Here is a 26,987-nt window from a genome sequence, read left to right as displayed (position 1 = left end):
GACGCCACATGCTGATCACCTCACTCATCGGAACCGCTGGGCTGAGGTCGCTGTACGCCGCCGACGTGATCGAGGCCGGCCGGCAGCTCGGGACCGACGTTGCCGAGCGCAACGCCCACGCCATGCTCTACCACCGGCTGGTAGCCCGAGGACTGGACCCCGCGGCACTGCTGCTGTGGGACTTCCACACCCTGGCCCCGCTGCCCAAGCAGGAGGTGCCCTGCGGCTAGTACGGCGCGGGAATCCCTGGCCTGCCGTGGCCGGCGCTGCGGGTTGGGTAGCCGGCGACCGCGTACCCCAACCCGCGCCTGTTCGTTGAGTACACCGAGCGTCCCGACCAGGGCGCGCGGTGATGCCCTGCTCCACCGTCTGGCACGTACACCCCCACAGCGCCCGGACGCCGGCACGGCACCGGCTGCCCGGGGCGGCCGGCCGTACACACCGGCCGCCCCGATCCGAGCCCCGAACACGCCGAAGGCCGCCATCCCGCGCGCGGGACGGTGGCCTTCCGTACCGCTCAGAATCCGGGGTACTGGGGGCCGTCCGGGGCGATGAACCGGGCGCCCATGTCGTTCAGGTTGAGGTAGACCAGCGCGGTGACCGACCCCCAGCGGGCTGGCATGCCCTCGTGCTCGCGGTCCGGCCACCCGCGCCTGCGCGCCGGGTCGTGGGTCAGTCGGTGTCGGTCGGTGTCTGGTCGTTGCCTGTGGCGGGTTTGATGCCGAGTTTGGTTTCGGCGGTGGTCCAGTCGGTGGCGATGGCCTGCTGGGCGGCGGTGAGGGTGATCTGGTTCTTGCAGATGGCGGTGTGGAGGTGGGTTTCGACGCTGTCCTTCGGGTTGTTGGGGCCCTTGCCGGGGATGTGGCCGGGGGAGGGCGGTTCGATCCAGAGGTTGCGGGGGTCGTTGGGGTCGCCGCCGAGCTGGAGGCTGATGAGGTGGTCGTACTCGGCGTCGCCCATCGGTCCGGTGTAGCCGTAGGAGGCGGCGTTGCCTGCCTTCTCCTTGTTCGTGATGTTCACGGGCGGGCGGATGGTGGAGGTGTAGCCGCCGGTCTTGCAGATCGTCTGCGCGATGGTGGCCTGGGTGACGGCGGGGCTGGTCGCACCGGGGGTGCAGGCGGGGTCGGGCAGCGGCTGCTTCGCGGGCGTGTACCGGAAGTGGCAGGTGCCGGGCGCGGGCTGCGCCTGCGCGGTGTAGGTGGCCCTTGGTCCGGTGCCGACCGGGATCGCCGTCGTGCCGCCGGATGCGGCCGCGGGCGGGGAGCGGCGTTGCCTGCGGGCTTCCCGCTCTTGCCGCCGGGGCTTGCCGGGGTGCAGCCGGAAGCGGCGAGCAGTGCCGCCGCGGCGACGGCCAGGGCGCAACGAGCCGTGAACTGCACAGACTCCTCCGAAACGTCAGGAACACAAGGGGCGGCATGGCACACCCGCCCACTGATCGCGGGCGGATGCTCCGCGAACCGGACCCTACCCCCACGAACCCGGACCGATGTGACGGCCCGTACGACAGATGCTGCTGCGCGGCTCCACGGGGGGCAGCACCTGGGCGGCCGGGCACGGGGCTGCCGGGACGCAGTCCGTCCGGCCGGCAGCCCGTGGGTGGTCCTGGCCGTGGTGCCGCTAACTGCCGCGAAGGACGGATCGAGGGACGTGGCAGGGCCGAGTAGCGAGCCCTGCTCGGTGATGTCGGCGCTCCCGCCAAGGATGGCGAGCTGCTCACCCGGAATGGCCAGCGGGGCCATGGCCGCCCGGGGCCGCTCGCCGGTGGTGGCCGATGCTGGGGCGGAGGCTGCACCGTGCTGCGCGGAGATCGGCTCCTGGGTGCCCGGCGCGGCGGGTGGGCGTTGCAGTGTCGTTGGGCGTGTGCGGGTGCTGGATGGTCGGTCAGAAACGGGGTGGCAATGTGGAGTTCATGTCACAGGTCTACCCGCGTAGGCCGGTGGTGCGCTGTCATGGGGACTGCCCGGTTCCGCGTCGCCCCGAACCCCATGGAGGCCCCCCGATGCGTGCCCTGCCCCGAACCCTGACCGCCGCCGCCGGCGTCCTGGCCCTGACCGCCGCAGCCGTCGTGGTCGGCACCGCAGATACCGCCCAGGCCGCGACCTGCTCGCAGTCCTACCTGCCGCTGCCCGACCCGACCTGCACGCCCGGCACCTACAACCCGGACGTCACCCAGTCCACCATCGGCTCCACCATCTGCGTCTCCGGCTGGACCACCACCGTCCGCCCCCCGACGTCCTACACCAACCCGCTCAAGGCCCAGGGCATCATCGACTACGGCTACGCCGACACCAACATGGCCGACTACGAGGAGGACCACCTCGTCCCCCTCGAACTCGGCGGCGCACCCCGCGACCCGGGCAACCTGTGGCCCGAGCCGCACTACGGCACCAAGACCGCCTACACCAAGGACGGCGTCGAGACGAAGCTGAAGAACGCCGTCTGCGCCGGCACCATCACTCTGTCCGCGGCCCGCAACGCGATCCGCACCAACTGGACCACCGCCCTCCAGGTCACCGGCATCGGCTGACCACCCGCCGCAGGTATCGGCCGCCCCGGGAGCAGCGCGCAGCAGGGCGCCCCGGGGGCCGGCCGATCGTTCCCATGCAGCGCCCGCGAACCCTGGTGGGCGCTGTGGCGGGAGTACGCCGCGGCCGCGGCGCCGGCCAGCCGGGGACATCGCAGCCCGGTGGCCTTCTCCCGGAGCGTGCGCTCGGTCCTGCTTCCAGGTGCCGCCTACCGCACCGATGCCGAGCTGGCGGTCGAGCACGGCGGGTGTGTCCTCCCACCGCTGACCGGCCCGGCCTGGAACCGCCTCGCCGACGACGGTGCTCTGCAGCTGCAGGTCCTCGACCCCGCCGGCCGGGGCCCGGACCACCTGGCCTGGTTCCTGGACGATCACGGGCTTCGCACGGTGGAGACGGTCCGGCTGGCGGCCTGATGGGCGAGGCGGGGCGGACACCGGCTCGCCCCCGCCACGAGCCTCCGCAGCGCGCGGCAACGGGTCGCTCTGCGGGCAGATCTCGCACTTCGGGCGCTCGGCGAACTCAGCGAATAGAAAAAGCCCAGGTCAGCCGAGGTCATTTGACTTTCCAAAGGGCAGAGCGGTAAAAAAGTGCCGTGACCCGAGCGGGTTACGACTGCTGCCGCATCAGCCCCGCCATGAGCTAAAGTCCTTGACGGTGCACCAGATGATGGATAAGCTTTTCCAAGCATCAGGGCGAGGCGAAACATCAGCCAAGCCAGAGCATCAATTAGAACGTCAGCAATACACCCGATGTGCATCAATCCGAAGTTTGGATTGATTCGATTCCCGGAAGAATTGGGAATCGAAGGCACCTTCGGGCCTTTTCTGCATCCAATAACTTCATAGCCGCCCCGCAGAGGGGCTTTTTTGTACCCAAAAACGACCACAGACAAGGGAGAGCCATGCCTACGCAGCGCGCATCCGCGACTCTTCTGACCATCTCCAAGGGAGCTTTCAAACTTGGCCTTCCCGTTCCGAAGCCAATCCCGAGGGGGATCACAGCAATCATCAGCCTGTCTATGATCGCGGGACATTACCTTCCGGCTATCATCTCTCAGAATCCTCCCCCGGTTACAAATTCTCCGACGTCCGCAACGTCGACACGGTACCCTGGCAGCGACTATTGAAAGTTGGCGGCATGCATCTTTACAGCTAGTTTTTTGTCGCGAAGCATAGGAATTGCTTCGGGGCTTATTTTTTTGCCTTCTTGTGCCCGGTTTGAACCGTTATGTCCTCTGCGGGATGTTAGGAGGATGTTCATAGCGGAGAGGGAACGGGAAAGCCCGGTCCGCTGGTACGCGGACCGGGTCCCGGGCCTGGGCGGGACGTCGGGCGGTGAGAGGTCGGCCTCTGCATGAAGACGCCGATCTGGTGCCGCGGCCAGTCCTCCGAGGTTGGCGACGCCTGCCGGGAGGTGATCGACCAGCTGCTGGAGGTCAATGCGCTCTACCGGCTCCGCGCGGCCCAGGGGATCCTCGGGCTGCGGAAGAAGTACGGCGACCAGCGGCTGGAGGCGGCCTGCGCCAAGGCCATCGCCGTCGGTGACCCCTCCTACCGCACCATCAAGGGCATCCTGATCGCGAGCACCGAGACCGACCCCGAGCCGGAGACCGGCGGCGCTGGCGCCGCGGCCTTCCTCCACGACGCCGAGGGCCTGTTCGCCGCGAACATCCCGTCCCAGAACTCCGGCGAGCCCGAGGGCACCCCGGGCCGCGATGGCGCCGAGGAGGCTGTTCGATGAGTGTGATGGACACCGCCCTGCGCGAGTCGCTGAAGGCGCTTCGGCTCTCCGGGATGGTGGAGACCCTCGATGCGCGGCTGATCCAGGCCCACAGCGGTGAACTCGGCCACCTGGACTTCCTGCAGGTCCTCTGCCAGGACGAGATCACCCGCCGCGAGACGGTCGCCTTCCAACGGCGGCTGCAGAAGGCGAGTTCGAGCAGCAGGTCACCCTTGAGGAGTTCGACTTCGGCGCTTCCCCGAAGCTGCCCGCGGCCCAGATCCGCGACCTGGCCGCCCTGTGCTGGCTCCATGCCGGCGAGTCGGTGATCTTGTTCGGGCCCGTGGGCGTCGGCAAGACACACGTCGCCGAGGCCCTCGGGCACCTCGCCGTCCGACAGGGCGCGAACGTCCGCTTCACGAAAACCAGCCGGGTCCTGGCCGAGCTCGCCAGCGGCCACGCGGACCGCACCTGGGACAAGCGGATGCGGGAGCTGATCCGCCCGGACGTGCTGATCCTGGACGACTTCGCCATGCGGCAGCTGAGCGCGGCCCAGGCCGACGACCTCTACGAACTGGTCTCCGAGCGGCAGGGCCGCTCGCTGATCATCACCAGCAACCGGGCGCCCAGCGACTGGTATCCGCTCTTCCCCAACCCTGTTGTCGCCGAGTCGCTGCTGGACCGGCTGATCAACACCAGCCACCAGGTCATCATGAACGGCCCTAGCTATCGCCCGAACAAGCGCCCCAGGAATCCCGCCGAGAAGAGCGGACCAGCTGTCTCATAGAACGGCGGACCACCAGGGTCGGTGCCCGGCGAAGGCTCAGGGCACCGACCCGGCGCTAGCTGACGTTGATGTCGAAGGTGCAGACGCTGCCGTCCGCGTTCGTCAGGGTGACCGGCCCGAACGTGATGATCACGTATGAGGAGTTAGCCCCTGGACCTCTGTAATACCCGGTCGCCCCGGTGACCCGGAACGCCAGGGCTGCGAGCGTCGAAGCAGTCTGTTCGTCGGCATCGATCCTGGGCTGGGCCAGCTCGGGATGTCCGTTGGCCTCCGCCCACTCGCAGAAGCTGCGGGAGTCGCGGCTCATGTCGGGGAGGAGGCTCTGGTTGGCCCAGGCCCACATCCATGAGCCGGCCCGCGGGGCGAAGCTGCCCAGGATCTGCGCGGGCGCAGTCGCGGTCTTGTCGGGGAAGGTCCAGGTGATGATGCCGGTCGTCTGGTCCAGATCCCAGCGGTCCGCCGAGCCCAAGCCCCAGGACATGTGAGCCCGACCCACCTGCTCGATCATCTCTTCACCCTGCAGCAGGAGTGCGCTCAGGTCAGCTCGCTCCCCAGCCTGACCTGCACCATCCGCCTTGATCGCCCGCTTGAACATTCCCATGCGGCGGAGTCTGCCAGACGCCTCCGACCGGCCGACGATGCCCCCGCACGACTGGTCCCCTCAGCAGCGACACGGTGGGGAATTACGTGACCAACCGGGTTGGGGAATTACGCGATCGTCCACACCTGCCGGTCCCCGCCCTTCCCGCCGTCCTTGCCGGCGGCAGGCGAAGCACTACCCGGCCCTGGCCTTGGACCGGTTGCGGAGCGCGGTGAAGAAGTCGAGGGCCGCCGCATGGCCGCGGGGGCCGCACAGTTCGTGGCCGCCGAACCGGAAGACCTCGTAGCCGGCCAGCCGCAGACGGCGATCCTCCGCGACCATCGCCGCGTACGCCGCCGGATCCGGAACCCGGTCCTCGACCTTGATGTCCGCGAACGGTGTCCCGGACGGCACAGCAGCTGACGGCCGGGAGTAGTGCTGCGCCCCGTCGACCTCGATGACGATCCGCTCGCGGCCGGGCAGGAGCAGCAGGAAGTCCATCCGCTGGCGGGCAAGCAGGCCCGGCCGTGAAGGGCGGCGGACGTAGGGGTCGTAGTGCAGGTACACCTGCGGGATCAGCGCCGGAAGGTCGAGGCCGCCGGGCTGCGGGTAGAAGGTGCCGTAGGCGTCGAACAGGACCCGCTCCGGCGGGGAGTCGAGGCTGGCCCGCAGTCGCTTGTGCAGGTGGCGAGCCGCTTCGGCGTCCTCATCGCCGGCCCGGTCCGGCTGCCGGCTGCGCCACCAGTCGGCCAGGGCCCGCAGGGTCAGCCCGTCCGGGCCGAGCGGCCGGTCGTAGACCAGGCAGTGCTCGCCGTTCTCGACGATCTCCAGGATGTTGTCCACGGCGTCCCGCAGCACGATCTTCGGCTTCGGCCCGTCAGCCGCGAAGATCAGATTCTTGAAGCTCCCGTCGACGCCGCGCGGACCCATCGACCCGAGCACGGCCTCCAACTCGGCGTCGTCGTAGTCCTCCACGAACCGTTGGGCGACCCGAACCAGGTCGGTCAGGGACAGGTTCTGCAGGCGGCCGGTCACGTACCGGGCCTTGCTGGCGAAGGCCTCTTCTTCGGTACCCGGGGCGAGCCCGAGCCGCTCGCATACCGCGGGGACGTTGTAGGACTTCAACTGTGCGACGGCGCCGGCTATCGCCGACCGAAGCGTCTGCGCCTTCACCACGGACCCCATCCGCGGATGCTACCCAGCCGCACTGACCCGCAGGCGCAGATCTGCATGGCCGGCCCCAGGGCCCCGGCCGCCTGGGAAACCGGGTGCGGCGCGCGGGGCTGCTGCGTTCGGGTGGCGACGGGATTCAACCCGGCACCAGGGAGGGCATCGCCTCCAGCATGACCACACCCGTACGCCGTCGCCGTCGTCCGTCCGCAACCACCGCGCCCGCAGCCGCCCCTGCACCCCGGCCGGTCGGCTGCAGCTGCCGGACCTGGTCCACCGAGCGCATCACACCAGACGGGACCGTCGTTCGGACGCTGTGGCACGAACCTGCGTGCACGACCAAACGGTGACCGCGAACGCGGCTACCCCCCCAGGGGTCCCGACCACGCCCGGCGGCGAGCCCGGAAGCCCCCGGACCCAACAAACCCGCGCACCACTCCCGCCTGCCGGCTCTGGTTGACACCTCCGGCCTGGCCGCCCCGGCCAGCAGTACCCGGCGCACCTCTCGGCCCGCCCGTCAGCTGGTCGGCCGGAGGATGTCGGCAGCGGGAGCTACCGTGCCCCCGTGAACGCCGACGCCCTATCCCTCCCGCCAGTCGAAGACCTGGTCGACCAAGCGGTCGATGCGATGGCCCGCACGGGAGAGTGGACGGCGGGCCAGCTGCTGCTCGCCGAGCTGGAGCACCGCGACGAGGACGCCCTGTGGGAGGGCGCGCTGCTCCTGCTCGGCGTCCTGGCGACGTGCCCGGTCTACGGCCTGACCGAGCGCGCCGGGGTGGACCGCCTGCGGGCCGTGGCCCGCTCGACACCGGACCCGGTCACGTCACTGGTCCTGGAGGTACAGGCCGAGCACCGGGAAGCCGGTCAGGCGGCAGCGCGCGTGGTCTGGGAGCAGGCGGACGCCGAGGTCCGACGGGTCGGTCTGCTGCAGCTGCTGGCCGTGGTGTGCTCGGCGGTCGGTTCCGACCACGGCCGGCTCAGGCCCGCGCAGACCGTGGCCCTGATCAAGAAACTCGTCCGCACCAGCACGCCGGACCTCCCGCACACCCCGCACCCGACCTCCTGACCCCTGCCCGGCCGGTCGGCCGCCGGGGGCGGGGTGGGCGGTCAGGTGGGTGGGGTCGGGGCGGGTTCTGGGTTGGGGGCGTGGGTGACGGCGTCGTCGAGGACGGCACAGAGCCGGGCGAGGTCGGTGGGGTCGAACATGGCGGCGGCGGGCAGTGCGAGGGCGAGGGCGCCGATGGTGCCCAGGGTGAGGGTCTCGGTGGGGGTGAGGGTGATCGGCTGCTGGGTTCGTCGGGCTCCGAGCAGGACGTAGCCGTCGAGGCGGTAGCGGGTTTCCCAGCCGACGCCGCCGAGGTAGCCGTCGGTGGGGTCGAGGTCGGCGCCTGCGCGGGAGACGGCGCTGGCGAACCGTTCCAGGACGGCTGAGCTTTGCCCCGTGACGTGGGCACCCTGACACTTGGATCTTGTAGATCCAGGAAGGGAAGTCCAGGTGGGACGTCCGTCGAGGTACTCGGACGAGTTCCGTCGTGATGCCGTCGCGCTGTACCGGGCCTCGGAGGGCCGGCACACGTTCGCAGCGGTCGCGAGGGAGATCGGGGTCAACCACGAGACGCTGCGGAACTGGGTGCGGGCCGCCGACGCCGAGCCGGCGTCGGCCGAGCAGGCCCTCAACGCGGACGAGCGGTCCGATCTCGCGCGGTTGCGCAAGGCCGAGCGGGAGTGGCAGGCCGAAAGGGAGATCCTGCGCCGGGCAGCGGCCTATTTCGCACGGGAGATGAAGTGAGGGCCCGCCGCTGGGACTTCATCTCCACCCACGCCGCCGAGTTCGGCATCCAGCGGCTGTGCGAGGTCCTGGGCGTCGCCCGTTCCGGGTACTACGCCTGGCGGGCTGGTGCCCGGGCCCGCGCCGACCGGGCAGCGGCCGAGGCCGCACTCGTACGCGAGATCCGCGCAGTCCACCAGGAGACGCGGGGCGCCTGCGGGGTGCCAAGGGTGCACGCCGAACTGCGAGCCCAGGGCCGGGTGGTCAACCGTAAACGGATAGCACGCCTGATGCGCGAGCACGGCATCATCGGCCGCCACCTGAGCAAACGCTGCCGCACGACGATTCCGGACATGACCGCACCGCCGGCACCGGACCTGATCGGACGCGACTTCACGGCGCCGGCGCCCGACACCCGGTGGGTAGGCGACATCACGTATCTGCCGATCGGCGGCTCCTGGATGTACCTGGCCACCGTCATCGACCTGCACTCGCGCCGCCTGGTGGGCTGGTCGCTGGCCGACCACATGCGCACCGGCCTGGTCGCCGACGCCCTGGAGGCCGCGGTGGCCGCCCGCGGCGGCCGAGTCTGCGGCGTGATTTTCCACTCGGACAGGGGCTCGCAATACGGCTCGGCTGAGTTCGCGAGACTCTGCCGACGCCACGGTGTCCGGCGAAGCATGGGAAAGGTCGGCTCCAGCTACGACAACGCCGTCGCGGAGAGCTTCTTCGCCTCACTCAAAAGGGAGTTGATGCCCGGAGTGCGATGGGCCAGTCGGCATCAGGCGAGACTGGAGGTGTTCCGCTGGATCTCCTTCTATAACCTCCGCCGGCGTCACTCCACGCTCGGCTACCTCAGCCCGATCCAGTTCGAACAGCAGCCAGCGGCAACCCGTAAGATCACCCTCGCCGCATGAAACTCCGGTGTCCACGTCCCGGGGGAAGGCTCAAGTAGGCCGTCCACCTCGTAGGCGTACACCCGTCCCTCCTGGTGCGCCATGGTGTTGTGTGCCCGCACCGCCGTGGTGAGTTCCGTCGGCAGGGCCGAGGCCTCGGCCGCCAGAGCCGCCCGGCCGGCCGCCGAGGCGAGCTCCGCCAGACCGTTGCAGGGAGACCGCGGCCAGCGCGTTGGATAGCCGTACGTGCACCGGTCGTCGCTGGGGCGGAAGCCCGACCAGGACATGCCGGTGACCGCCACCGGTGCGCCACGCCCACCGCGCTGCAGGGTGTCTCCGGAGGCCGGGCCGCCCCGGGGCGGCCCGCCGAGTACCTGCGCGCCGAACACGGCGCCGTCGTCCTCCTCGCCCTGCTGTTCAGTCTGGCCATGAACCCGCCCGCGGCACCCGGTCCGGATGACGCACTCCCCTCCCTGCCCGGCATCGCCGACGCGGTCGACATCGTCCTCGAAGGCTTCGTTCCCCACCGGTGGCCGGGGCGGGCCGGCCATGTGGTCGAACGACGGGCTGCACCGGTCGTCGTCACGGCCCCCGCCCCGCTGAAGTCCCGTGATTGCGGCGGGCTGGGGACAGCGCGTCGTCAGTCCCGGGGCCCGCGGAGCCGGCCCGGGAGGTTCACCTCCCGGGGGACGCCCCACGGGTTGCCCTCCCGCAGCGGCGGCGGCAGGAACGCGTCCGGGGCGTTCTGGTAGGCGATCGGGCGGAGCCAGCGGGTGATGGCGCGAGTGCCGACGCTGGTGTGCAGCGGGGAGGTGGTGGCGGGCCAGGGGCCGCCGTGGTGCATGGCGGCGGTGACGGCCACCCCGGTGGGCCAGCCGTTCCAGACCAGGCGGCCCGTGCGCAGGGCGGCGGTCAGGGCGTGGAAGAGTTCCTCGTCCTCACTTTCCTCGCCCTGGACGGTGGCGGTGAGACCGCCCGGGAGGGCGCGCAGGGTCTCCAGCAGGTCCTCGCGGGTGGGGTAGGTGACGACCAGGGCGGCCGGGCCGAAGCACTCCTCCAGGAGCGCAGGGGAGGTGCGTAGCGCGTCGGCTGTGGTGGCGAGCAGGGCTGGGGCGGCGTGGCGGGGGTCGGCAGGGTGGGGCGGGTGGTGCAGGGGCCGCACCGCGGGGTGGGCGGCGAGGGCGGTGAGCGTGCTGCGGTAGGCGTCCGCGATCCACTCGCCCAGCAGGGGGCCGGGGCCCTCGAGGCGAACTCCTCGCGCAGGGCGTCCTCCAGGCCGTTGCCGTCCGGCAGGAACAGCAGGCCCGGCTTGGTGCAGAACTGGCCCTGGCCCAGCGTCGCCGACGCCGCGAACTCGCGTGCGAGGTCGGCGCCGCGGGCCGCGTGGGCCGCCGGGGTCACCACCACCGGGTTGAGGGAGCCGAGTTCGCCGTAGAACGGGATCGGGTCCGGGCGGGCCGCCGCCAGGTCGAACAGGGCACGGCCGCCCGCCGTGGAGCCGGTGAAGCCGACCGCGCGGATCTCCGGGTCGGTGACCAGCGCGCGGCCCGCCTCCCGGCCGTGGACCACGCTCAGGACGCCTGCCGGTAGGACGTCCGCGGCGAGGCGGGCGGTCAGGTCGGAGAGGTGGGGGTGGCCCTCGTGGGCCTTGACCACCACCGGGCAGCCCGCCGCCAGTGCGCTCGCGGTGTCGCCGCCCAGCACCGAGAAGGCGAAGGGGAAGTTCGACGCCGAGAACACCGCGACCGGCCCCAGCGGCACCAGCATGCGGCGCAGGTCGGGGCGGGGCGCGGGCCGGGCCGCCGGGTCGGCGTGGTCGATCACCGCGTCCAGGAAGCCGCCGTCCTCGACCACGTCGGCGAACATCTCCAACTGCACCCGGGTGCGGTCGATCTCGCCCTTGAGGCGCTGCGTGCCGAGCCGGGTCTCCTCGTCGGCCACGGACGCCAGGTGGACGGCGTGGTCACCGAGTGCCTGCGAGAGGCCGTGCAGCAGCGCGGCCCGCCGGGGGAGGGGGAGCGTGGCGAGGGCCGGTGCGGCGGCGAGGGCCGCCTCCGCCGCCGACGCGGCGGAGGAGGAAGGGAGGGGGACATGTCGTACCTCTTCTGCGGGAGGGAGCGGGTCAGTGGGGGCGTCCTGCGACGCCCGGGCGAGGAGTTCCGCGATGTGCACGGCCTTGACGCGCGAGCGGGAGCGGCGCAGGCCGGTCCGGAGCTGGCGCAGGCAGCCCGGGTTGACCGCGACGACGTAGTCCACGCCGGCCGCCTCGATCTCGCGGACCTTGGCGTCGAGGATGCGGCGGGACTCGCGCGGCCTGAGCAGGGAGTAGGTGCCCGCCGCGCCGCAGCAGCCCGCGGCGGAGGGCAGTTCGACGTAGTCGGCGACCCGGTCGAGCAGGGCGCGGGGCTCCTTCCAGACGCCGAGGCCGTTGCGCAGGTGGCAGGAGTCCTGGAGGGTGACGCGGGCCTGGCGGCCGTCCACCCGGAGTTCGCCCAACTCCTTTGAAGGGAGAGGGAGTCGGTTCCCCGGCGGGTCCTCCGCCGCGCCCCCGTCGGCGAGCAGCTCGGAGATCTCCTTCACCCGGTCCCGGCCGAGGACCGAGGCGAGGTGGGCCGCGCAGCCGCCGGACGTGGTGACGATGGTGCCGGGCAGGTCCGCGCCGAGGCGGTGGGCGAGGCGCTCGCCGGCCGCCGTGTCGCCGTTGTGGGCGTGCAGGGCGCCGCAGCAGCCCTGGCCGGTGGGCACGGCGAGATTCGGCACCAGTTGCCGCGCGGCCCGGCTGACCTCGGGGAACAGCACCTGTTCGAAGCAGCCGAGCATCAGGGACGCCTCCGGCGCGCCGGCCCCGGCCGCCACACCGGGGCTCGGCCGCCGCACCTTCCGCAGCACGGCCCCCGGCAGCCGCCGCACCGCCCCCGCGAGGCGGAACGCCTCCCGCAGTCGCGTCACCAGCATCAGGGAGCGCGCGAGGAGGGGTTGGCGGCGGCCCTTCCACTGGTGGTCGCGCCACTGCTCCAGGAGCTGCCCGTACTCGACCCCGGCGGGGCAGACCGGTTCGCAGGCGCGGCAGCCCAGGCACTGGGAGGCCTGTTCGGTGAGGGTGGGGTCGTAGGGGTCGAGGTCGCCGTCCTGGAGGGCGCGCATCAGGTTGATCCGGCCGCGCGGGGAGGACGCCTCGTCGCCGGTCGCCGCGTACGTCGGGCAGGCGGGCAGGCAGAAGCCGCACGAGATGCAGCGGGAGAGCAGGTCGGGGTCGAAGACGGGCCCGGTCGGGTCCGCCGCCTTCCGGGAGGTGCCGTTCATGAACCCAGCTTTCCGGGGTTGAGGATTCCGGCCGGGTCGAAGGCGCCCTTGACCCGGCGCAGCAGGGACATCTGGTCGGGGCCGAGCTGCGCCGACAGGTGGGGGAACTTGGCCGCGCCGACGCCGTGTTCGCCGGTGATGGTGCCGCCGAGTTCCAGGGCGGCGGAGAAGATCTCCCCGAAGGCGTGCTCGGCGCGGGCGACGGCCCCGGTGTTCTCGCGGGACCCGATGACGCAGGTCGGGTGGAGGTTGCCGTCGCCCGCGTGGCCGAAGGTGGCGATGGTGAGGTCGTGGCGTTCGGCGATCCGGTCGATCCGCTCCACCATCTCGGCGATCCGCGGGCGGGGCACGGTCGCGTCCTCCAGGATGGTGAGCGCCCCCAGCCGGGACAGCGCGGGCAGCGTGCAGCGGCGGGCGGCGAGCAGCGCCTCGGCCTCGGCGATCCGGGCGGCGGTGGTGACCTCCAGGGCGCCCCGGGCGGAGCAGGAGTCGCTCATCCGGGCCATGGTCCGGGCCACGGAGTCGGGTTCGCCGTCGTCGCCGAAGAGCAGCAGCGCCCCGGCGTCGGTGCGCAGGTCCAGCCCGGCGAACTCCTCCACGGCGCGGATGCAGGACCGGTCCAGGAACTCCAGGGTGGCGGGCAGCACGCCGTCGGAGATGATCGCGTCGACGGCCCGGCCCGCCGTGGCCAGGTCGGCGAAGTAGGCGACGCCGGTGCCGGAGGTGCGGGGCGCGGGGCGCAGCGCGAGGGTGGCCTCGGTGATGACGGCGAGGGTGCCCTCGGAACCGGTCAGCAGCCGGGTCAGGTCGTACCCGGCGACGTCCTTGTGGAGTCGGCCGCCGGTGCGGATGACCTCCCCGGTGGGCAGGACGGCCTCCAGTCCGAGGACGTAGTCGCGGGTGACGCCGTACTTCAGGCCGCGCAGTCCGCCCGCGTTGGTGGCGATGGTGCCGCCGATGGTGGCGACGGTGCGGCTGCCCGGATCGGGCGCCCACAGCAGGTCCTCGCGGGCGGCGGCGTCGGCGAGCGCCGCGCTGGTGACGCCCGGCTGCACGCGGGCGAGGAGCTCGGACGGGGCGATCTCCAGGACGCGGTTCAGGCGGGTGAGCGCGAGGACGATGCCGCCGTGCAGCGCGACGGTCGCGGCGCACAGGTTGGAGCCGGCGCCGCGCGGGACGACCGGGACGGCGTGCCGGGTGGCGAGTTCCAGGACGGCCGCCACCTCGCGGGTGTCGGCGGGGAAGACCACGGCGTCGGGCCGGGCGGAGAACAGCGGGGTCGCGTCCCGGCTGAAGGGGACCAGGTCACCGTCGGTGTCCCGGTAGTGGGCGTCGCCGACGATCGACTTCAGCGCGGCTCGGACAGGGGCTTGCACGGTTGCCTCCCGGCCGGTCCCGTCCCGCCCAGGGGGCGCGGGACGGGACCGGCGCTGGTACTAGAACTTGACGGTGGAGCGGTCCGCGATCAGGACGGGCGAGTCGTACACCGGGACGCCCCGGAAGGTGTACGTGCCGTTCTGCGCCGACCAGCCGGCGTCCGGGACGTCGTAGATGGCGCCCGTGCGCAGGTCGACGTAGACCGGGTCAGCGAAGTCGCCGCCGGTGAAGGTGAGGTCCGTCGCGGTGCTGGTGGTGCTCTCGGTGGGCTTGCCGGTGGCGGCCCACACGGCGACGACCTGGCGGCCGCTGGTGCGGTTGGCGAACGCCTGCACGGTCAGTGCGGTGGCGGGCGCGGCGCTCCAGTGGTAGCCGGGCAGCGGCGCCAGGGTGCTGTCGAAGACCGACGCCAGGGCCTGCACGGCGTAGAACGACGGCTTCGCGTAGCGCACCGACTTGTCGGTGCCGGTCCGGAGCAGGCCCTTGGTGTTGACCTTCCCCGGGTAGTTCAGGTCAGAGATGCTGAAGACGGAGGTGCTGATGCCCCGGCCCAGGTCGTTGAGGACCCGGCGCAGGAGCCACTTGGACTGGCTCAGCTCCGTCCAGTCCGTGTCGCCCAGCGCGCCGAAGCTGCCGGCGGTGCTGGGCGCGCCGTTCTCGCCCTGCCGGACCACCGCGCCCGGCGCGTACTGGTCGACCAGCGCCCTCAGCTTCGCGACCTGCTGGTACGTCCAGGCGTCGTCGGGGTCGGCGTTGTACGGGTGGTAGCTGACGCCGCCCAGCAGGTCGGACTTGCCCTGCTGGGAGAGCAGCGTCAGGAAGTTCTGGGCGTAGGTGACGTCGATCCCGGCCTCCTGTCCGAAGACCACTGCGCCGGGCTCGGCCGCTCGCACCAGGGTGGCCGTGCGGACGTAGAAGTCGGTGTAGTCGGCGACCGGGATGCCGGCGAGGTTGGGCTCGTTCCAGACCTCCCACTCGGTGACCCGGTCCTTGTACCGGTTCACCATCGCCCGCACCCAGGCGTCCCAGGCCGCCAGCGCCTCGGCGGAGGACGGCAGTTGGCCGCCGAGCCCGCTGTCGCCGCCCCCGGTGTAGATCCCGTTGCCGTACGACAGCTGGATCCACGGCTTGAGGCCCTGGGCGCGGGCGTCGTCGACGATCTTGTCCAGCCAGGTCCAGTCATAGACGCCCTTGGTCTTCTCGGTCTTGGCCCAGCCGCCCTGCAGGCGCACCCCGGTTGCGCCGAGCTTGCCGAGGTACGGCGAGAACGCCGGGTAGCTGGTGTAGTCCCGGTCGAGGGTCTCGGCGCCGACGAGCAGCTGGGAGGTGCCGATCTGGAGGGCGGGCGCGGCCCGACCTGCCCGAGGTACGGCCAGCCCTGCGGCCCGGACTCGGTGCCGGTGCGCACGTCGTCCAGCCAGGCGGTGCCGGTGGAGGACGCGGAGACGTCGGCCTGGAGCGCGCCCAGGGACGCGGTGGCGGTGCGGAACGCCAGGCGCCGGGCCCGGCGGGAGCCGTCGACGTAGACGTCGGCGGTGTCGGTGGACGGGTCGGCGACGACGCGGATGTCGTACCAGCGGTCGGCCGTGTAGGCGCCGAGGTCGACGCGGGTGGCACCGTCGTAGGTGTAGAGCTGCCCGTCGGCGCCCAGGGCGACGGTGACGCTGTGGCCGGCCGTGCCGTCGAGGTGCACGCCGACCGTCGCGGAGGTCTGCGCGGCGCGCAGCCGGAAGCCCGCGACGACCGTCGCGGCCGTGCTGCCGAAGGAGGCGCGCGCGGTGACGGACGAGGTGCTGGAGGTGTCGCGCAGTTGCAGACCGCGGTCGACGGTGCCCGGCACGTCCTGCACGGTGACGTCGCCGCTCGCGCCGGTCACGGACCAGCCGGAGGGCACCGTGCCGACGGCGGTCGAGTCGAAGTCGCCGGCCAGGTCTGCCGCCGAGGCCGGGGGCGCCGTTGCGGCGGACATCAGCCCGCCGACCAGGGCGGTCACCAGCAGGGCCGCGGAGGGGCGTCGGGTGGGGGCGCGTCGGGCGGTGGGGCGTCCGGCGCGGGAGGGTGTGTCGGAGGAGGAGTTGATCATGGGGGATTCCTGCCTTCTTCCGTGGTGGCCGGTGTCCTGCGGCGGGCCCGCCCCGCCGCAGGACACCGGGAGAGGGACCGGGGGTCAGTCCCGGGACTACGGGGCGGTGCTCGCGAGGCGGCTCTCCCGGTACGCGCGCAGCGTGTCCTCGTCCGCCGGGTAGGTGCCGCGCAGCGGGGCGCCGGCCAGGACGCGCTCGGTGATGAACGCCTCCAGGTCCTCCTGCTCGCGCGCCTGACGGGCGATCACCGGCACCAGGTGGCGCGGCACGCAGACCACGCCGTCCCGGTCGCCGACCAGGACGTCGCCCGGGTACACGGCGACACCCGCGCAGCCGACCGGGACCTGCGTGTCGACCGCGTGGTGCAGGGCCAGGTTGGTCATCGCGGCGGCGCCGGCCGAGTACACCGGCAGCGGCAGCGCGCCGATCTCCTCGACGTCTCGCAGCGTGCCGTCCGTGACCAGGCCGGCCGCGCCGCGCACCGACAGCCGGGACAGCAGGATGTTGCCCGCCGAGGCGGCCCGGCCCTGGCCGCGGCAGTCCATGACCAGGACCTGGCCGGGGCCGACCTGCTCGATCGCGGCGCGCTGCGGGTGGTCGTAGTCGTTGAAGACGTCGAGGGTGTCGATGTCCTCGCGCGCCGGGATGTAGCGCAGCGTGAACGCCTCGCCGACCATGCGCGGCCGGTCACCGGTCACCCGGCCGAGCCCGGCGAGGAAGGTGTTGCGCAGGCCCAGCTTGAACAACTGGGTGGTGAGGGTGGCGGTGCTGCTCTCGCGGAGCGCGGCCAGGTCGTCGGGGTTCAGCGGGGCCTGGGGCGTCTCGGTCATGATGCGGTTCCTCGCGGTCGGTCGGCGCCGTTCGGCGTCGGGGAGGTGGTGTCGGTTCCGGCTTCGGCGGCGGTCCCGAGGGCGGGGGAGAGGGAGGGGTCGGTGCCCGGCGGCCGGATCTGGGCGGTCAGACCGCCGTCCACGGTGAGCACCTGGCCGGTGACGAAGGAGGCGTCGGCTGAGGCCAGGAAGGCGACCGCCGCCGCGACGTCGGCGCCGTCGCCCATCCGGCCGAGCGGCACCGGCCGGATGCGGGCGCTGCGCTGCGCCGCGTCCAGCAGCTCGTACCGGTCGTTGATGACCGGGCCGGGCGCCACGGCGTTGACGCGGATGCCGAGCGGGGCGAGTTCCAGGGCGGTCGCCCTGGTGGTGGCCTCCACCGCGCCCTTGGAGGCGTCGTAGGCGACGGCCGCGCGGTGGGCGCGGGTCGCGCCGACGGAGGAGATGTTGACGACGGCGCCCCCGCCCGCATCACCCGGGCGGCGGCGACCGTGCACAGGAAGGTGCCGCGCGCGTTCACCGCGAAGCTGCGGTCCCAGTCCGCCGGGTCCAGGTCGAGGAGGCTGCCGCGGCCGAGCATCGCGGCGGCGGCGTTGTTGACCAGCACGTCCAGGCCGCCGAGTTCCGCCACGGCGCGGGCGACGAACGCCTGGACCTGCGCCGGGTCCGACACGTCGCCGGGGCAGGCGACGGCGCGCGCCCCGCCGTCCCGCAGCGCGGCCGCCGCCGCCTCCGCCTCCTGCGGGTCGGGGCCGTTGACGGCGATCGCGGCGCCCTCCTCGGCCAGCCGGACGGCGATGGCGAGCCCGATGTTGCGGGCGCCGCCGGTGACGAGCGCCACCCGGCTGGCGAACCGGCCGCCCGGGGCGGCGGGGGCCGCACCGCCCGCCGCGCCCGTCATCGGGCCACCTGCTGCCGGTCCACCACGGCCGCCGCGCTGGTCGACGCCCAGGTCAGCGGGCCCGCCGACGCCTCGACCAGCTCCGGGTCGAGGGTCATGCCGAGGCCGGGGCCGGACGGCACGTGCAGCCGGCCGCCGATGTAGCGCACCGGGTCGGTGACCACGTCGCGGGTGTAGAGCAGCGGGCCCACCGGGTCGCTGGGCTCGGTGACCGGCACCATCGCCATGGCGACGTGGGCGGCGGCGGCCGTGCCGATGGACAGTTCCTGGGTGGTGCCGACCAGGCAGGACTTTCCGGCGGCCTCCGCGATGGCGAAGATCCGGCGGGCCGGGGTGATCCCGCCGATCGCGATGACGCTCACGTTGAACACGTCGACCGCGTCGGCGGCGACCAGGTCCAGCGCCCAGCGGAAGCCGTAGACGTGCTCGCTGATCGGCACGGGGAGCCGGCCGCGGGCGTACACCAGGCCGCGCACGTCGTGGTTGGGGGCCGGGGCCTCCACCAGGTCGAAGCCCACGTCGGCCACCCGCTCGGCGAAGTTGCAGGCCGACTTGGCGTCCAGCAGGTTCGAGAAGTCCAGGGACTTGATGCGTATCCGGTCGCCGAACCGCTCGCGGGCGGTGCGCAGGAACCGCTCGTCCAGGTCGAGGCGGCGGCCCACGTACACCCGGAAGAACTCGAAGCCCTCGCCGAGGCGGCGCTCCACCATGGCGAGGTTGCGCTCGACGTCCTCCTCGCTCTGCTGCCGGAAGATCGGGTAGGCGATCGGCACGGACTCGCGGACCGCGCCGCCCAGCAGGTCGCAGACGCGCACGCCGAGCTGCTTGGCCGCCAGGTCCCAGAAGGCGATGTCGACCCGCACTTGACGGCGCGGCTCTTGTCGTAGATGTAGCCGGCCTGCGGGAAGTTGGCCTCCAGGCGGCGTTCCACCTCGGTCAGTTGGAGGGCGTCCAGGCCGACGAGGATCTCGTTGAGGGTGGCCTCCAGTTCGGGGACGTCGAAGTGGAAGCGCGGCAGGTGCTGCAGGTCGGACATCTCGCCGACGCCCACCAGGGAGCCGTCGTCGGTGTGCAGTTCGACGAGGATGTGGCCGCAGGTGATGCTGTTGTGCCGGGGGTGTTGATCGGGGTCAGGACGACCCTGGTCACCTTTGCCACTGGGGGCTCCGTTCCTGGTGCGGGGAGTGCGGGGAGTCGGCCGTCGTACGGGCGTGCCGGCCGGGGGCGCTGGCCAGCAGTTCGCGGGTGTAGTCGTGGGCGGGGGCGGCGTAGATCTCCTCCGCCGGGCCCTCCTCGACGATCCGGCCGTGGCGCATCACCGCGATGCGGTGGGCGACCGAGCGGACCACGGCCAGGTCGTGGGTGATGAACAGGTAGGCCATGCCGTGCGCGGCCTGCAGGTCGGCGAGCAGGTTGAGGACCTGGGCCTGGATCGACACGTCCAGGGCGCTGACCGCCTCGTCGCAGACGATGATCCGGGGGCGCAGGGCGAGGGCGCGGGCGATGGCGACGCGCTGCCGCTGGCCGCCGGAGAACGCGGACGGGAAGCGGTCCAGGGCGAAGGAGTCCAGGCCCACGTCCCGCAGCAGCCCGGTGAGGACGTCCTCGCCGGACTCCAGACCGTGCACCCGCAGCGGCTCCTGGAGGATCTGCCGGATCGTCATCCGGGGGTCCAGGCTGGCGTACGGGTTCTGGAAGACGACCTGCACCTCCCGCTGGAGGCGGCGCAGCTCGGCGGGGCCCGGCCGGGTCACGTCGATGCCGTCGTAGCGGACGGTGCCGCCGGAGGGCTGCTCCAGCCGCAGCAGCAGCTTGGTCAGGCTGGTCTTGCCCGAACCGGACTCGCCGACCAGCGCCAGCGTCCGGCCCGCCTCCACCCGCAGGCTGACGTCCTGGACGGCGTGCAGCTGCCCGGTGACCCGGCGCAGCGCCCCGCCCCGGACGGGGTAGCGCAGGTCGACGCCGTCGAACTCGACGAGCGGCGCGGCCCCGTCGGGCACTGCCGCGGCGGGCTCGGGCCCGCGCACCGGCGCGGTCCGCCTGGCGGGCAGTTCCACCGGGGCGTCGGCGAAGAGGCAGGCGGCCGCGTGGTCGGAGCCGTAGACCTTCAGCTCCGGCACGGTCGTCCGGCAGTCGTCCACGGCGACCGGACAGCGCGGGGCGAAGGAGCAGCCGGTGGCGCGCTCCCGCAGCCGGGGCGGCTGCCCCTCCACGGAGAACAGCCGGGTGCGGGCGGCCGCGTCGATGCGGGGCGTGGCTGCGAGCAGCGCCTGCGTGTACGGCATGCGCGGGTCCTCCAGGACGCGGGCGGCGGGGCCGCTCTCCACGACCCGGCCCGCGTACATCACCGCGACCCGGTCGGCCTGTTCGGCGACCACCCCGAGGTCGTGGGTGATCAGGATCAGGCCCATGCCGAGGTCGGCGCAGAGTGAGCGCAGCATTGCCATGATCTCCGCCTGCACGGCGACGTCCAGGGCGGTGGTCGGCTCGTCCGCGATGAGCAGTTCGGGCTTGGACGCGATCGCCAGGGCGATGGCGGCGCGCTGGCGCATGCCGCCGGACAGCTCGTGCGGGTACTGCCGCAACCTGCTCTCCGGGTCCGGCATTTGGGCCTGTTCCAGTGCCTGGACGGCCCGGCCGCGGGCCTCCGCCCGGCTCATCCGCTCGTGGGCGCGCACCGCGTCGGTGATCTGGGTGCCGATGGTGAGCAGCGGGTTCAGCGCGGAGGAGGGGTCCTGGAAGACCATCGCCACCCGCCGCCCGCGGACCGACCGCCACCCCTTGGCGTCCAGGGCGCGCAGCTCCTCGCCGTTGAGCCGGATGGAGCCGGTGGTGGCGCAGACCGGCTCGGGCGGGTTCAGCCCGAGCAGGCTGAGCGCCGTGACCGTCTTGCCGGACCCGGACTCGCCGACGACGGCCAGCGTCTCGCCCGCCTCCAGGCTGAGGTTCACGCTGTCCACCGCGCGCACGGGCGGGCTCGCCGGGATGGCGTCGAAGGTGACGCTGAGGTCCTTGATGTCGAGGAGGGGCATGGCGTCAGGCCCCCAGCTCTGCTTCGGCGAGGCGCCACTGGCCGTCTACGTCCAGCTGAATGCCCTTGAGGCTGCTGCTGTGGATGAGCGGCGACTTCGCCTGGTGCAGGAACACCCAGTAGTTGTTGTCGATGATGCGGCGCTGCGCGTCCGCGTATGCCTTCTTCCGTTCGGACCGGTCGGTGGACGCGGCACCGTCGGCGAGGAGCGCGTCGAGGACGCTGTCGTTGAGGCCGGACCAGTTGTTGGAGCCGCTGCTGGTGAAGTAGGGGTTGAAGGAGAGCGACGGGTCCAGGCGCGGGATGTCGACGACCAGCAGGGCGGCGTCGAAGTCCCGCTTCTTCATCCGGTCCAGCTGGGTCTGGAACTCCAGCACCTCCGCTTTCGGCGTGAAGCCCACCGCGGTGAGCTGGCTCTGCAGCAGTTCCGCGATGGTCGGGTCGGGGGCGCGGCGGCGGGCGACGAGAGTGATCGGCACCCCGCTGGGCAGCCCCGCGTCCTTGAGCGCCGCGGCCGCCGCGGCCGGGTCGTACGGCAGGGGGGCGATGGAGCCGTCGTAGAACCAGTCGGAGCTGGTCGCGAAGGACGGGGCGATGTCGTACTCGTCGCCCGCGGCCGCCTTGCCCACCGCGTGGCGGTCGACGGCCCGGGCGAACGCCACGCGCACCTTCGCGTCCTTGAAGGGGCCCGCGGTGGTGTTGAGGGCGACGTAGTAGGAGCGGCGAACCCCGGTGTCCTTGATGACGATGTGCTTGTCGTCGGCGAGCTGCTCGTACTCCTCCGGAGGCAGGGAGCGCACCAACTGGACGCCGCCCGTGGAGAGTTCGGCGCGCAGCACCTTGGGCTCGGTGACGAAGCGCACGACGACCTTGCCGAGCTTGGGCAGGCTGCTGCCGTCGGCGGCCTTCGCCCAGTACGCGCTGTTGCGCTCGGCGGTCAGTTGCACCTTGGAGCGCCACACCGAGAAGGTGAAGGGGCCGGTGCCGACGGGGTGGCGGCCGAAGTCCTTGCCGTGCTTCTCCAGCGCGGCCGGGGAGGCGATCATGCCCGCCTCGTGCGCCAGGTGGGTGAGCAGCAGCGGGTCCGGTGCCTTCAGTCTCAGCTTGACGGTCCTGGCGTCGGGCGCCTCGACGGAGGCGACCTTGGCGAGCGCGGACGCCTTGGTAGAGAGCGTCTTGGGGTCCATCACGCGGCGCAGGTTGTGGACCACGGCCTCGGCGTTGCAGGTGGTGCCGTCGTGGAACTTCACCCCGTCGCGCAGCGTGAAGGTGACCTCCTTTTCGGTCTGCTGCCACTTTGTGGCGAGCGCCGCCTCGAAGGAGCCGTCGGGCCGCTGGCGCAGCAGCGCGTCGAAGAAGAGGTTCAGCACGTTGCGGTCGGAGGAGATGGCGGCGCTCAGCGCCGGGTCGAGGGTGACCGGCTCGTTGTCGAAGCCCGCGGTCAGGGTCCCGGACCCGCCGCTGGAGGAGGAGTCCGAGCTGCCGCACCCGGTGAGCGTGACCAGGGCGGCGCCGGCCGCGGTGGCGACGGCGCCGACCAGGACGGCGCGGCGCGGCAGCTCCGGGGCGGGGCCGGAGGGAGGCGTGGACCGGGAGGAACGGAAGGAGAGCGACATGGTGGAGCACTTCCTTGTGCGGATCGCGGGTGGGGGTGCGGAGTGCCGGGGGAGGGCCGGGTGCGCGCGAGGGAACGCGGTCACCCGGGAGGGCCGTGGCGCGGGGCCGGGCGGACGCGGCGGGGTGGGCGCCCGGCGGGCGACGGGGGCACGGGTCGGGCGGTGCCGGGCGGCGACCGAAAGGGGGACCGGAGGGACCTGCGGCCGGTCAGGGGCGCGCGGACGGGCGGTGTCCGTCGGCCGGGGAGGGGTACGCCGTCACCGGAGCCGTCGTCACCGGGGTTCGTACGGGAGGGGGTGCCGGGCGGTGCCGCCCGGCGATGTCACCGGGGCGCGGTCAGCTGCGGCCGGTGCGCGTCCAGCGCGTCCCGCAGCGCGTCGGCCAGCGTGTTGAACGCGGCCACGGTCAGCAGGATCGCCAGGCCGGGGAACACGCTCAGCGACCAGCTGGCGCTGAGGTGGTCGGTGCCGGAGGCGACCATCGCGCCCCAACTGGGCTGCGGCGGCTGCACGCTCAGACCCAGGAAGCTCAGCGCCGCCTCGGCCATGATCGCGGTGGAGACCTGGAGCGCGGCGAACACCAGCAGCGTGCCCGCCAGGTGCGGCAGCAGGTGGCGGCGCATGATCGCGCCCTGCGGGACGCCCACGATCCGGGCGGCCGACACCCATTCGCGGGTCCGCAGCGACAGCACCTCGCCCCGGGCCACCCGCGCGAAGCGGGGCGTGGTCACCACGGCGATGGCGATGAGCGCGTTGCGCAGACCCGGGCCGAGCGCGGCGACCACGGTGAGGGCGAGCACCAGCAGCGGGAAGGCGAGCAGTCCGTCGGACAGCCGCATGATCACGGAGTCCAGCCAGCCGCCCCGGTAGCCGGCGACCAGGCCGAGGACGGTACCGGCGGCCAGGGCCAGGCCGACGGTGATAGTGGCGACCTCGGTGGTCACCGCCGCGCCGGCGATGATCCGGGCGAGGACGTCCCGGCCGAGTTCGTCGGTGCCGAGCCAATGCGCGGGGCTCGGCCCGGCGAGGAGGTCGCCGGTGTCGGTGGCCCGCATCCGGCCGGTCATGAAGGGCCGGGCCGCGGTCGCCAGGACGAGCAGCAGCAGGACCGGCAGGGCGAGTCGGGCGCGGGGGTCGCGGCGCAGCCGGTCCAGGACCGGGCGGCGCGGGGCCGCAGTGAGGGTTTCGGTGGCCATCGTCGCTCCTGTCAGTACGTGATGCGCGGGTCGAGCCACGCGTAGACCAGGTCCGCCAGCAGGTTCACCAGGAGGACGAACACCACGACCATCAGGACCGCGCCCTGCACGAGGGGCAGGTCCCGGCTGAAGATGCCGTTGACGATCAGCGTGCCCATGCCGGGCACGGTGAAGACGGTCTCGGTGACCACGGTGGCGCTCATCAGCGCGCCGATCTGCAGCGCCACGACCGTCACGACGGGCACGATCGCGTTGCGCAGGGCGTAGACGCCGACGATCCGGCGGCGGGAGAGGCCGCTGGCCTCGGCGGTGCGGATGTAGTCCTCGTTGAACGAGGCCAGCAGGGCGGCCCGGGTCTGCCGCATGGTGACGGCCGCGATGGTGGAGCCGATCGTCACGGCGGGCAGCACCATGTGCCGCAGGTTCTCCACCGGGTCCTCCGTGAACGGCACGTAGCCGGACGGCGGCAGCACCTTCAGCCACAGCGCGAACACCAGGACGAGCAGCGCGGCCAGGTAGAAGTGCGGTGCCGACAGGGCCGCGAGCCCCGCGGAGTTCAGCGCGGTGCCGGTGGGCTTGCGGCGCTTGACGGCGGCCAGCACACCGGCCGGGACGCCGACCAGCAGCGCGAAGGCCAGCGAGATCACCCCGAGTTCGGCGGTCGCGGGGAGCCGGTCGCCGAGCACGGCGCCGATCTTCTCGCCGGTCAGCCAGGAGGTGCCGAGGTTGCCGTGGACGATGCCGCCGATCCAGTCGGTGAACTGCCGCCACAGGGGGGCGTCGAGACCGAGGTCGGTGCGCAGCGCCGCCCGGTCGGCGGCACTGGCCTCGTGGCCCAGGATGTCTAGGGTGGGATCGCCGGGCATCAGCCGCAGCAGGAGGAAGAGCACCAACGACACCACAAGCACGACGGGTATCAGTTGGAGCAGTCGGCGGATCAGGTATCCGGTCATCGAGCCGGCTCCGTTTGTCTGTGGGGTGGGGAGGGGTGGGGGGAGGAGTCCCCGCCCGTCGCGGCCCGCGGTAGACGGCGGAGCCAGTCGAGCCGGGGCGCGGGGGCGAGGTCGTAGGCGTAGAGGACCAGCGCGCTCGCGCCGTGGGCGCGGGCGAGGCGGGCGACGTCGGCCAGTTCCTCCTCGTCGCGCGTCTGCGCGGCGCCGAGGTTCCAGCCGGCGGCGAAGGGGGTGCCGGTGCGGCTCGCGGCGAGCAGGTCCCGCTGCAGGGCGGTGCGGTCCCCGCCCAGGTTGGTCACGGTGAGCCCGCCCGCCGCCGCGGCCAGCGCGGTCAGCGCGCCGGTGGACTTCCCGTCGCACGCGTACGGGTCGGTGGTGGCCCGCACGGACACCCGCAGCCCGCAATGGCCGTCCTCCTGGCGAGCGCGGCGATACCCCTTGGCCTCGTCGGCTCACCGCGGGCCGAGGCGGCGGCCCGGACGTACTACGTCAGCCCCGGCGGGGCCGACGGCAACCCGGGGACCTCACCGGACAAGCCGTTCCGCACGCTCCAGAAGGCCGCCGACAGCACGGCACCCGGCGACACCGTCTCGATCATGAACGGCACCTACACCGAGGCGCCGGGCGGATCGGACGTCCTGATGATCTCCCGCTCCGGCAGGCCCGGGGCGCCCATCACCTACCGCCCCTACCCCGGGCACCACCCCGTGATCAACCCGGTCACCGCGTGGAACGGCATCCGCGTCAGCGGCGCCGCGCACATCGTGATCCGCGACCTGGAGATCAAGGGCAACAGCGCGAACATCTCCCTGGCCGACGCCGAACGGGGCGCCAGCGACAAGAACGGCACGTACAACACCAACTGCCTGTCGATCGACAAGGACCGCAAGACGGGCGACCGGCCGCACCACATCGACGTCATCGGCAACACCGTCCACCACTGCCCCGGCGTGGGGATCGGTGCCGGCTACGCCGACTACGTGTCGATCGACCGCAATCACGTCTACGCCAACGCGTGGTACTCCGTCTTCGCCACCAGCGGCATCTCGATCCTGTCCGCGCAGGACGTCGATCGGGGCGACCCCCGCACGTACAAGATCCGCGTCACCGACAACACCGTCCACGACAACGAGAGCAAGGTGAAGTGGGGACACTGCAACTGCTACTCGGACGGCAACGGCATCATCATCGACACGCTCAAGGACAAGGCGAAGGCCGGAGGGAGCGGCCCCGACTACCAGGGGCGCGTCCTGGTCGCCAACAACGTCACCTACGACAACGGCGGCTCCGGCATCCACTCCTACAAGAGCCAGCACGTCGACATGGTGCACAACACGGCCTACCGTAACGGCCGCAGCACCCGGATGAACAGCTACGGCAACATCTACGCCCAGGAGAGCAACGACGTCCAACTGCTCGACAACGTGTCCTACAGCGGCCCGAACCAGCCGGTGAACCCCAACTACCTGAACACCGACGTCACCTACGACTACAACGTGCTCTTCGGCGGGCGCCCGCCCGAGACGAAGGGGCCGCACGACCTCTTCGCCGACCCGAAGTTCGTCGCCCCCGGCACCGACGGCACCCCCGACTTCCGGCTGGCCCAGGGCTCGCCCGGGGTCGGGTCTGGCAAGCCGCTGCCCGAGGTCACTACCGACATCACCGGCGCCCGCCGCGATGCCGGAGCGGCTGACCGGGGCGCGTACGCCTCCAACGCGGCGAAGGGCACGGTGGCGCCGACGGCCACGGCGAACGGTGGCGGGCCAGCGGGGGACCCCGAGGAGCAGTTCGCGGGACAGGGTACAGGCCCCGCCGCCTCCGGTACGGACAGCTCCTCCGGCACCGCCGGTGCGAGCAACTCGTCCCACGGCGACGGCGACGGCGGCGACAACGGGAAGGTGCCCGGCGCGGGCAAGGGCCTGGCCGCGACCGGCGCGAACGTGGCGCTGCCCCTCGGCCTGGGAATGGTGGCACTTGCGCTCGGCGGCGGCATCTTCCTCGTACTGCGCCGCAAGCGATCCTGAGACCCTGGCGCCACCACAGCCCCGCCGCCCGGGATCCCCCGCCCGGGCGGCGGATCCCGCTCGCCCCTTCGCCGTCCCGCCTGACCCCCGCCTTCGTGGCCGTGTGCCGTAGGTGACGGGCCCCGACCCCGGAAGCCGATCCGCCGGTCAGCGGCGCAGCAGGGTGCAGGAGTCGTGGCTCGCTCAGCCGGTCCGGCAGCGTCTCGTCCCTTCACGGCATCCCGTCG

The 26,987-nt window shown here is 72.5% G+C and carries 21 protein-coding genes and 4 pseudogenes; 8 read left to right on the top strand and 17 right to left on the bottom strand.

Annotated elements, in window-relative coordinates; translation table 11 throughout:
- Nucleotides 1-8 precede the first annotated feature (8 nt).
- The gene (locus ABEB13_RS00610; RefSeq protein ID WP_345703754.1) at nucleotides 9-230 is read left to right on the top strand and encodes a hypothetical protein; all 222 of its coding nucleotides are present in this window, start codon (nucleotides 9-11) and stop codon (nucleotides 228-230) included.
- A 442-nt stretch (nucleotides 231-672) separates the two neighbouring features.
- Here ABEB13_RS00610 and ABEB13_RS00605 read toward each other — a convergent pair whose 3' ends face one another.
- Complete coding sequence (locus ABEB13_RS00605) at nucleotides 673-1,362, bottom strand: hypothetical protein (protein WP_345703753.1); 690 nt, start codon at nucleotides 1,360-1,362, stop codon at nucleotides 673-675.
- Nucleotides 1,363-1,999: 637 nt separating this feature from the next.
- On the opposite strand from ABEB13_RS00605, the gene ABEB13_RS00600 reads away from it, so the two are divergent.
- From ABEB13_RS00600 to istB, 4 genes and pseudogenes are all read left to right on the top strand, one after another.
- Entirely contained in the window at nucleotides 2,000-2,527 is a 528-nt protein-coding gene (locus tag ABEB13_RS00600) for a hypothetical protein (protein WP_345703752.1), read from the top strand.
- Between the two features lie 159 nt (nucleotides 2,528-2,686).
- Nucleotides 2,687-2,938, top strand: coding sequence for a hypothetical protein (locus ABEB13_RS00595; protein ID WP_345703751.1), 252 nt, complete (start codon nucleotides 2,687-2,689; stop codon nucleotides 2,936-2,938).
- Nucleotides 2,939-3,878: 940 nt separating this feature from the next.
- A complete protein-coding gene (locus ABEB13_RS00590; protein ID WP_380231706.1) occupies nucleotides 3,879-4,265 on the top strand; it encodes a hypothetical protein in 387 nt (128 codons plus the stop codon).
- Nucleotides 4,262-5,031 (top strand): annotated as a pseudogene (gene istB, locus ABEB13_RS00580) (IS21-like element helper ATPase IstB). Before ABEB13_RS00590 ends, istB begins: the two are co-directional and overlap by 4 nt.
- A 55-nt stretch (nucleotides 5,032-5,086) precedes the next feature.
- Here the strand turns inward: istB and ABEB13_RS00575 are convergent.
- Together ABEB13_RS00575 and ABEB13_RS00570 are read right to left on the bottom strand one after the other, a co-directional pair.
- Nucleotides 5,087-5,632: a DUF6882 domain-containing protein gene (locus ABEB13_RS00575; RefSeq protein WP_345703749.1), complete on the bottom strand. Its 546-nt coding sequence runs from the start codon at nucleotides 5,630-5,632 to the stop codon at nucleotides 5,087-5,089.
- Between the two features lie 174 nt (nucleotides 5,633-5,806).
- Complete coding sequence (locus tag ABEB13_RS00570) at nucleotides 5,807-6,796, bottom strand: hypothetical protein (RefSeq protein ID WP_345703748.1); 990 nt, start codon at nucleotides 6,794-6,796, stop codon at nucleotides 5,807-5,809.
- Between the two features lie 613 nt (nucleotides 6,797-7,409).
- Between ABEB13_RS00570 and ABEB13_RS00565 the strand changes: the two genes are divergently transcribed.
- Nucleotides 7,410-7,847 (top strand): hypothetical protein, encoded by a 438-nt coding sequence (locus tag ABEB13_RS00565; RefSeq protein WP_345703747.1) that lies wholly within the window; start codon nucleotides 7,410-7,412, stop codon nucleotides 7,845-7,847.
- A 41-nt stretch (nucleotides 7,848-7,888) separates the two neighbouring features.
- On the opposite strand, the gene ABEB13_RS00560 is transcribed toward ABEB13_RS00565, so the two are convergent.
- Nucleotides 7,889-8,389: a hypothetical protein gene (locus tag ABEB13_RS00560; protein ID WP_345709993.1), complete on the bottom strand. Its 501-nt coding sequence runs from the start codon at nucleotides 8,387-8,389 to the stop codon at nucleotides 7,889-7,891.
- Between ABEB13_RS00560 and ABEB13_RS00555 the strand changes: the two genes are divergently transcribed.
- Nucleotides 8,277-9,466, top strand: a protein-coding gene (locus ABEB13_RS00555; RefSeq protein ID WP_345703746.1) for an IS3 family transposase whose coding sequence is annotated in 2 segments (ribosomal slippage) — nucleotides 8,277-8,502 and nucleotides 8,502-9,466 — 1,191 coding nt in all. Because the reading frame shifts where the segments join, the coding sequence is not laid out codon by codon here. The genes ABEB13_RS00560 and ABEB13_RS00555 overlap by 113 nt on opposite strands.
- On the opposite strand, the gene ABEB13_RS00550 is transcribed toward ABEB13_RS00555, so the two are convergent.
- The 13 genes and pseudogenes from ABEB13_RS00550 to ABEB13_RS00485 all read right to left on the bottom strand — a co-directional run bounded on the left by ABEB13_RS00550 (nucleotide 9,400) and on the right by ABEB13_RS00485 (nucleotide 25,122).
- Nucleotides 9,400-9,996 (bottom strand): glycoside hydrolase family 125 protein, encoded by a 597-nt coding sequence (locus ABEB13_RS00550; protein WP_345703745.1) that lies wholly within the window; start codon nucleotides 9,994-9,996, stop codon nucleotides 9,400-9,402. The genes ABEB13_RS00555 and ABEB13_RS00550 overlap by 67 nt on opposite strands.
- Nucleotides 9,997-10,085: 89 nt before the next feature.
- Nucleotides 10,086-11,617 (bottom strand): annotated as a pseudogene (locus ABEB13_RS40110) (aldehyde dehydrogenase (NADP(+))).
- A 48-nt stretch (nucleotides 11,618-11,665) separates the two neighbouring features.
- Nucleotides 11,666-12,748 (bottom strand): annotated as a pseudogene (locus ABEB13_RS40105) ((Fe-S)-binding protein); the annotation flags it as partial.
- The gene (locus tag ABEB13_RS00530) at nucleotides 12,745-14,124 is read right to left on the bottom strand and encodes an FAD-binding oxidoreductase (RefSeq protein WP_345703744.1); all 1,380 of its coding nucleotides are present in this window, start codon (nucleotides 14,122-14,124) and stop codon (nucleotides 12,745-12,747) included. The pseudogene ABEB13_RS40105 and the gene ABEB13_RS00530, both read right to left, overlap by 4 nt.
- A gap of 60 nt (nucleotides 14,125-14,184) precedes the next feature.
- Nucleotides 14,185-15,357 carry a GH39 family glycosyl hydrolase gene (locus ABEB13_RS00525; RefSeq protein WP_345703743.1) on the bottom strand — a complete coding sequence of 391 codons (1,173 nt, stop codon included), beginning with the start codon at nucleotides 15,355-15,357 and terminating at the stop codon, nucleotides 14,185-14,187.
- 947 nt (nucleotides 15,358-16,304) lie between these two features.
- Nucleotides 16,305-17,039, bottom strand: a complete 735-nt coding sequence (locus ABEB13_RS00520) for a ribonuclease activity regulator RraA (protein WP_345703742.1) — start codon at nucleotides 17,037-17,039, stop codon at nucleotides 16,305-16,307.
- Nucleotides 17,036-17,940: pseudogene (locus ABEB13_RS00515) on the bottom strand (SDR family NAD(P)-dependent oxidoreductase). Before ABEB13_RS00515 ends, ABEB13_RS00520 begins: the two are co-directional and overlap by 4 nt.
- Nucleotides 17,937-18,803: a mandelate racemase/muconate lactonizing enzyme family protein gene (locus ABEB13_RS00510; protein ID WP_345703741.1), complete on the bottom strand. Its 867-nt coding sequence runs from the start codon at nucleotides 18,801-18,803 to the stop codon at nucleotides 17,937-17,939. Before ABEB13_RS00510 ends, ABEB13_RS00515 begins: the two are co-directional and overlap by 4 nt.
- 282 nt (nucleotides 18,804-19,085) lie before the next feature.
- Complete coding sequence (locus tag ABEB13_RS00505; RefSeq protein WP_345703740.1) at nucleotides 19,086-20,972, bottom strand: ABC transporter ATP-binding protein; 1,887 nt, start codon at nucleotides 20,970-20,972, stop codon at nucleotides 19,086-19,088.
- Between the two features lie 4 nt (nucleotides 20,973-20,976).
- Nucleotides 20,977-22,587 (bottom strand): ABC transporter substrate-binding protein, encoded by a 1,611-nt coding sequence (locus ABEB13_RS00500; RefSeq protein WP_345703739.1) that lies wholly within the window; start codon nucleotides 22,585-22,587, stop codon nucleotides 20,977-20,979.
- 323 nt (nucleotides 22,588-22,910) lie between these two features.
- On the bottom strand, nucleotides 22,911-23,783 hold the full coding sequence (locus tag ABEB13_RS00495; RefSeq protein ID WP_345703738.1) for an ABC transporter permease: 873 nt from the start codon (nucleotides 23,781-23,783) through the stop codon (nucleotides 22,911-22,913).
- An 11-nt stretch (nucleotides 23,784-23,794) separates the two neighbouring features.
- Entirely contained in the window at nucleotides 23,795-24,736 is a 942-nt protein-coding gene (locus ABEB13_RS00490) for an ABC transporter permease (protein ID WP_345703737.1), read from the bottom strand.
- Complete coding sequence (locus ABEB13_RS00485) at nucleotides 24,733-25,122, bottom strand: hypothetical protein (RefSeq protein WP_345703736.1); 390 nt, start codon at nucleotides 25,120-25,122, stop codon at nucleotides 24,733-24,735. The genes ABEB13_RS00490 and ABEB13_RS00485 overlap by 4 nt, the downstream gene beginning before the upstream one ends.
- Nucleotides 25,123-25,140: 18 nt before the next feature.
- Here ABEB13_RS00485 and ABEB13_RS00480 point away from each other — a divergent pair, with 18 nt between their 5' ends.
- Nucleotides 25,141-26,760, top strand: coding sequence for a right-handed parallel beta-helix repeat-containing protein (locus tag ABEB13_RS00480; protein ID WP_345703735.1), 1,620 nt, complete (start codon nucleotides 25,141-25,143; stop codon nucleotides 26,758-26,760).
- Nucleotides 26,761-26,987 lie beyond the last annotated feature (227 nt).

The organism is Kitasatospora paranensis (assembly GCF_039544005.1).
GTDB lineage: Bacteria > Actinomycetota > Actinomycetes > Streptomycetales > Streptomycetaceae > Kitasatospora > Kitasatospora paranensis.
Note: the sequence above shows the minus strand (reverse complement) of the source record. Positions and strands in the feature narration are given on the sequence as shown.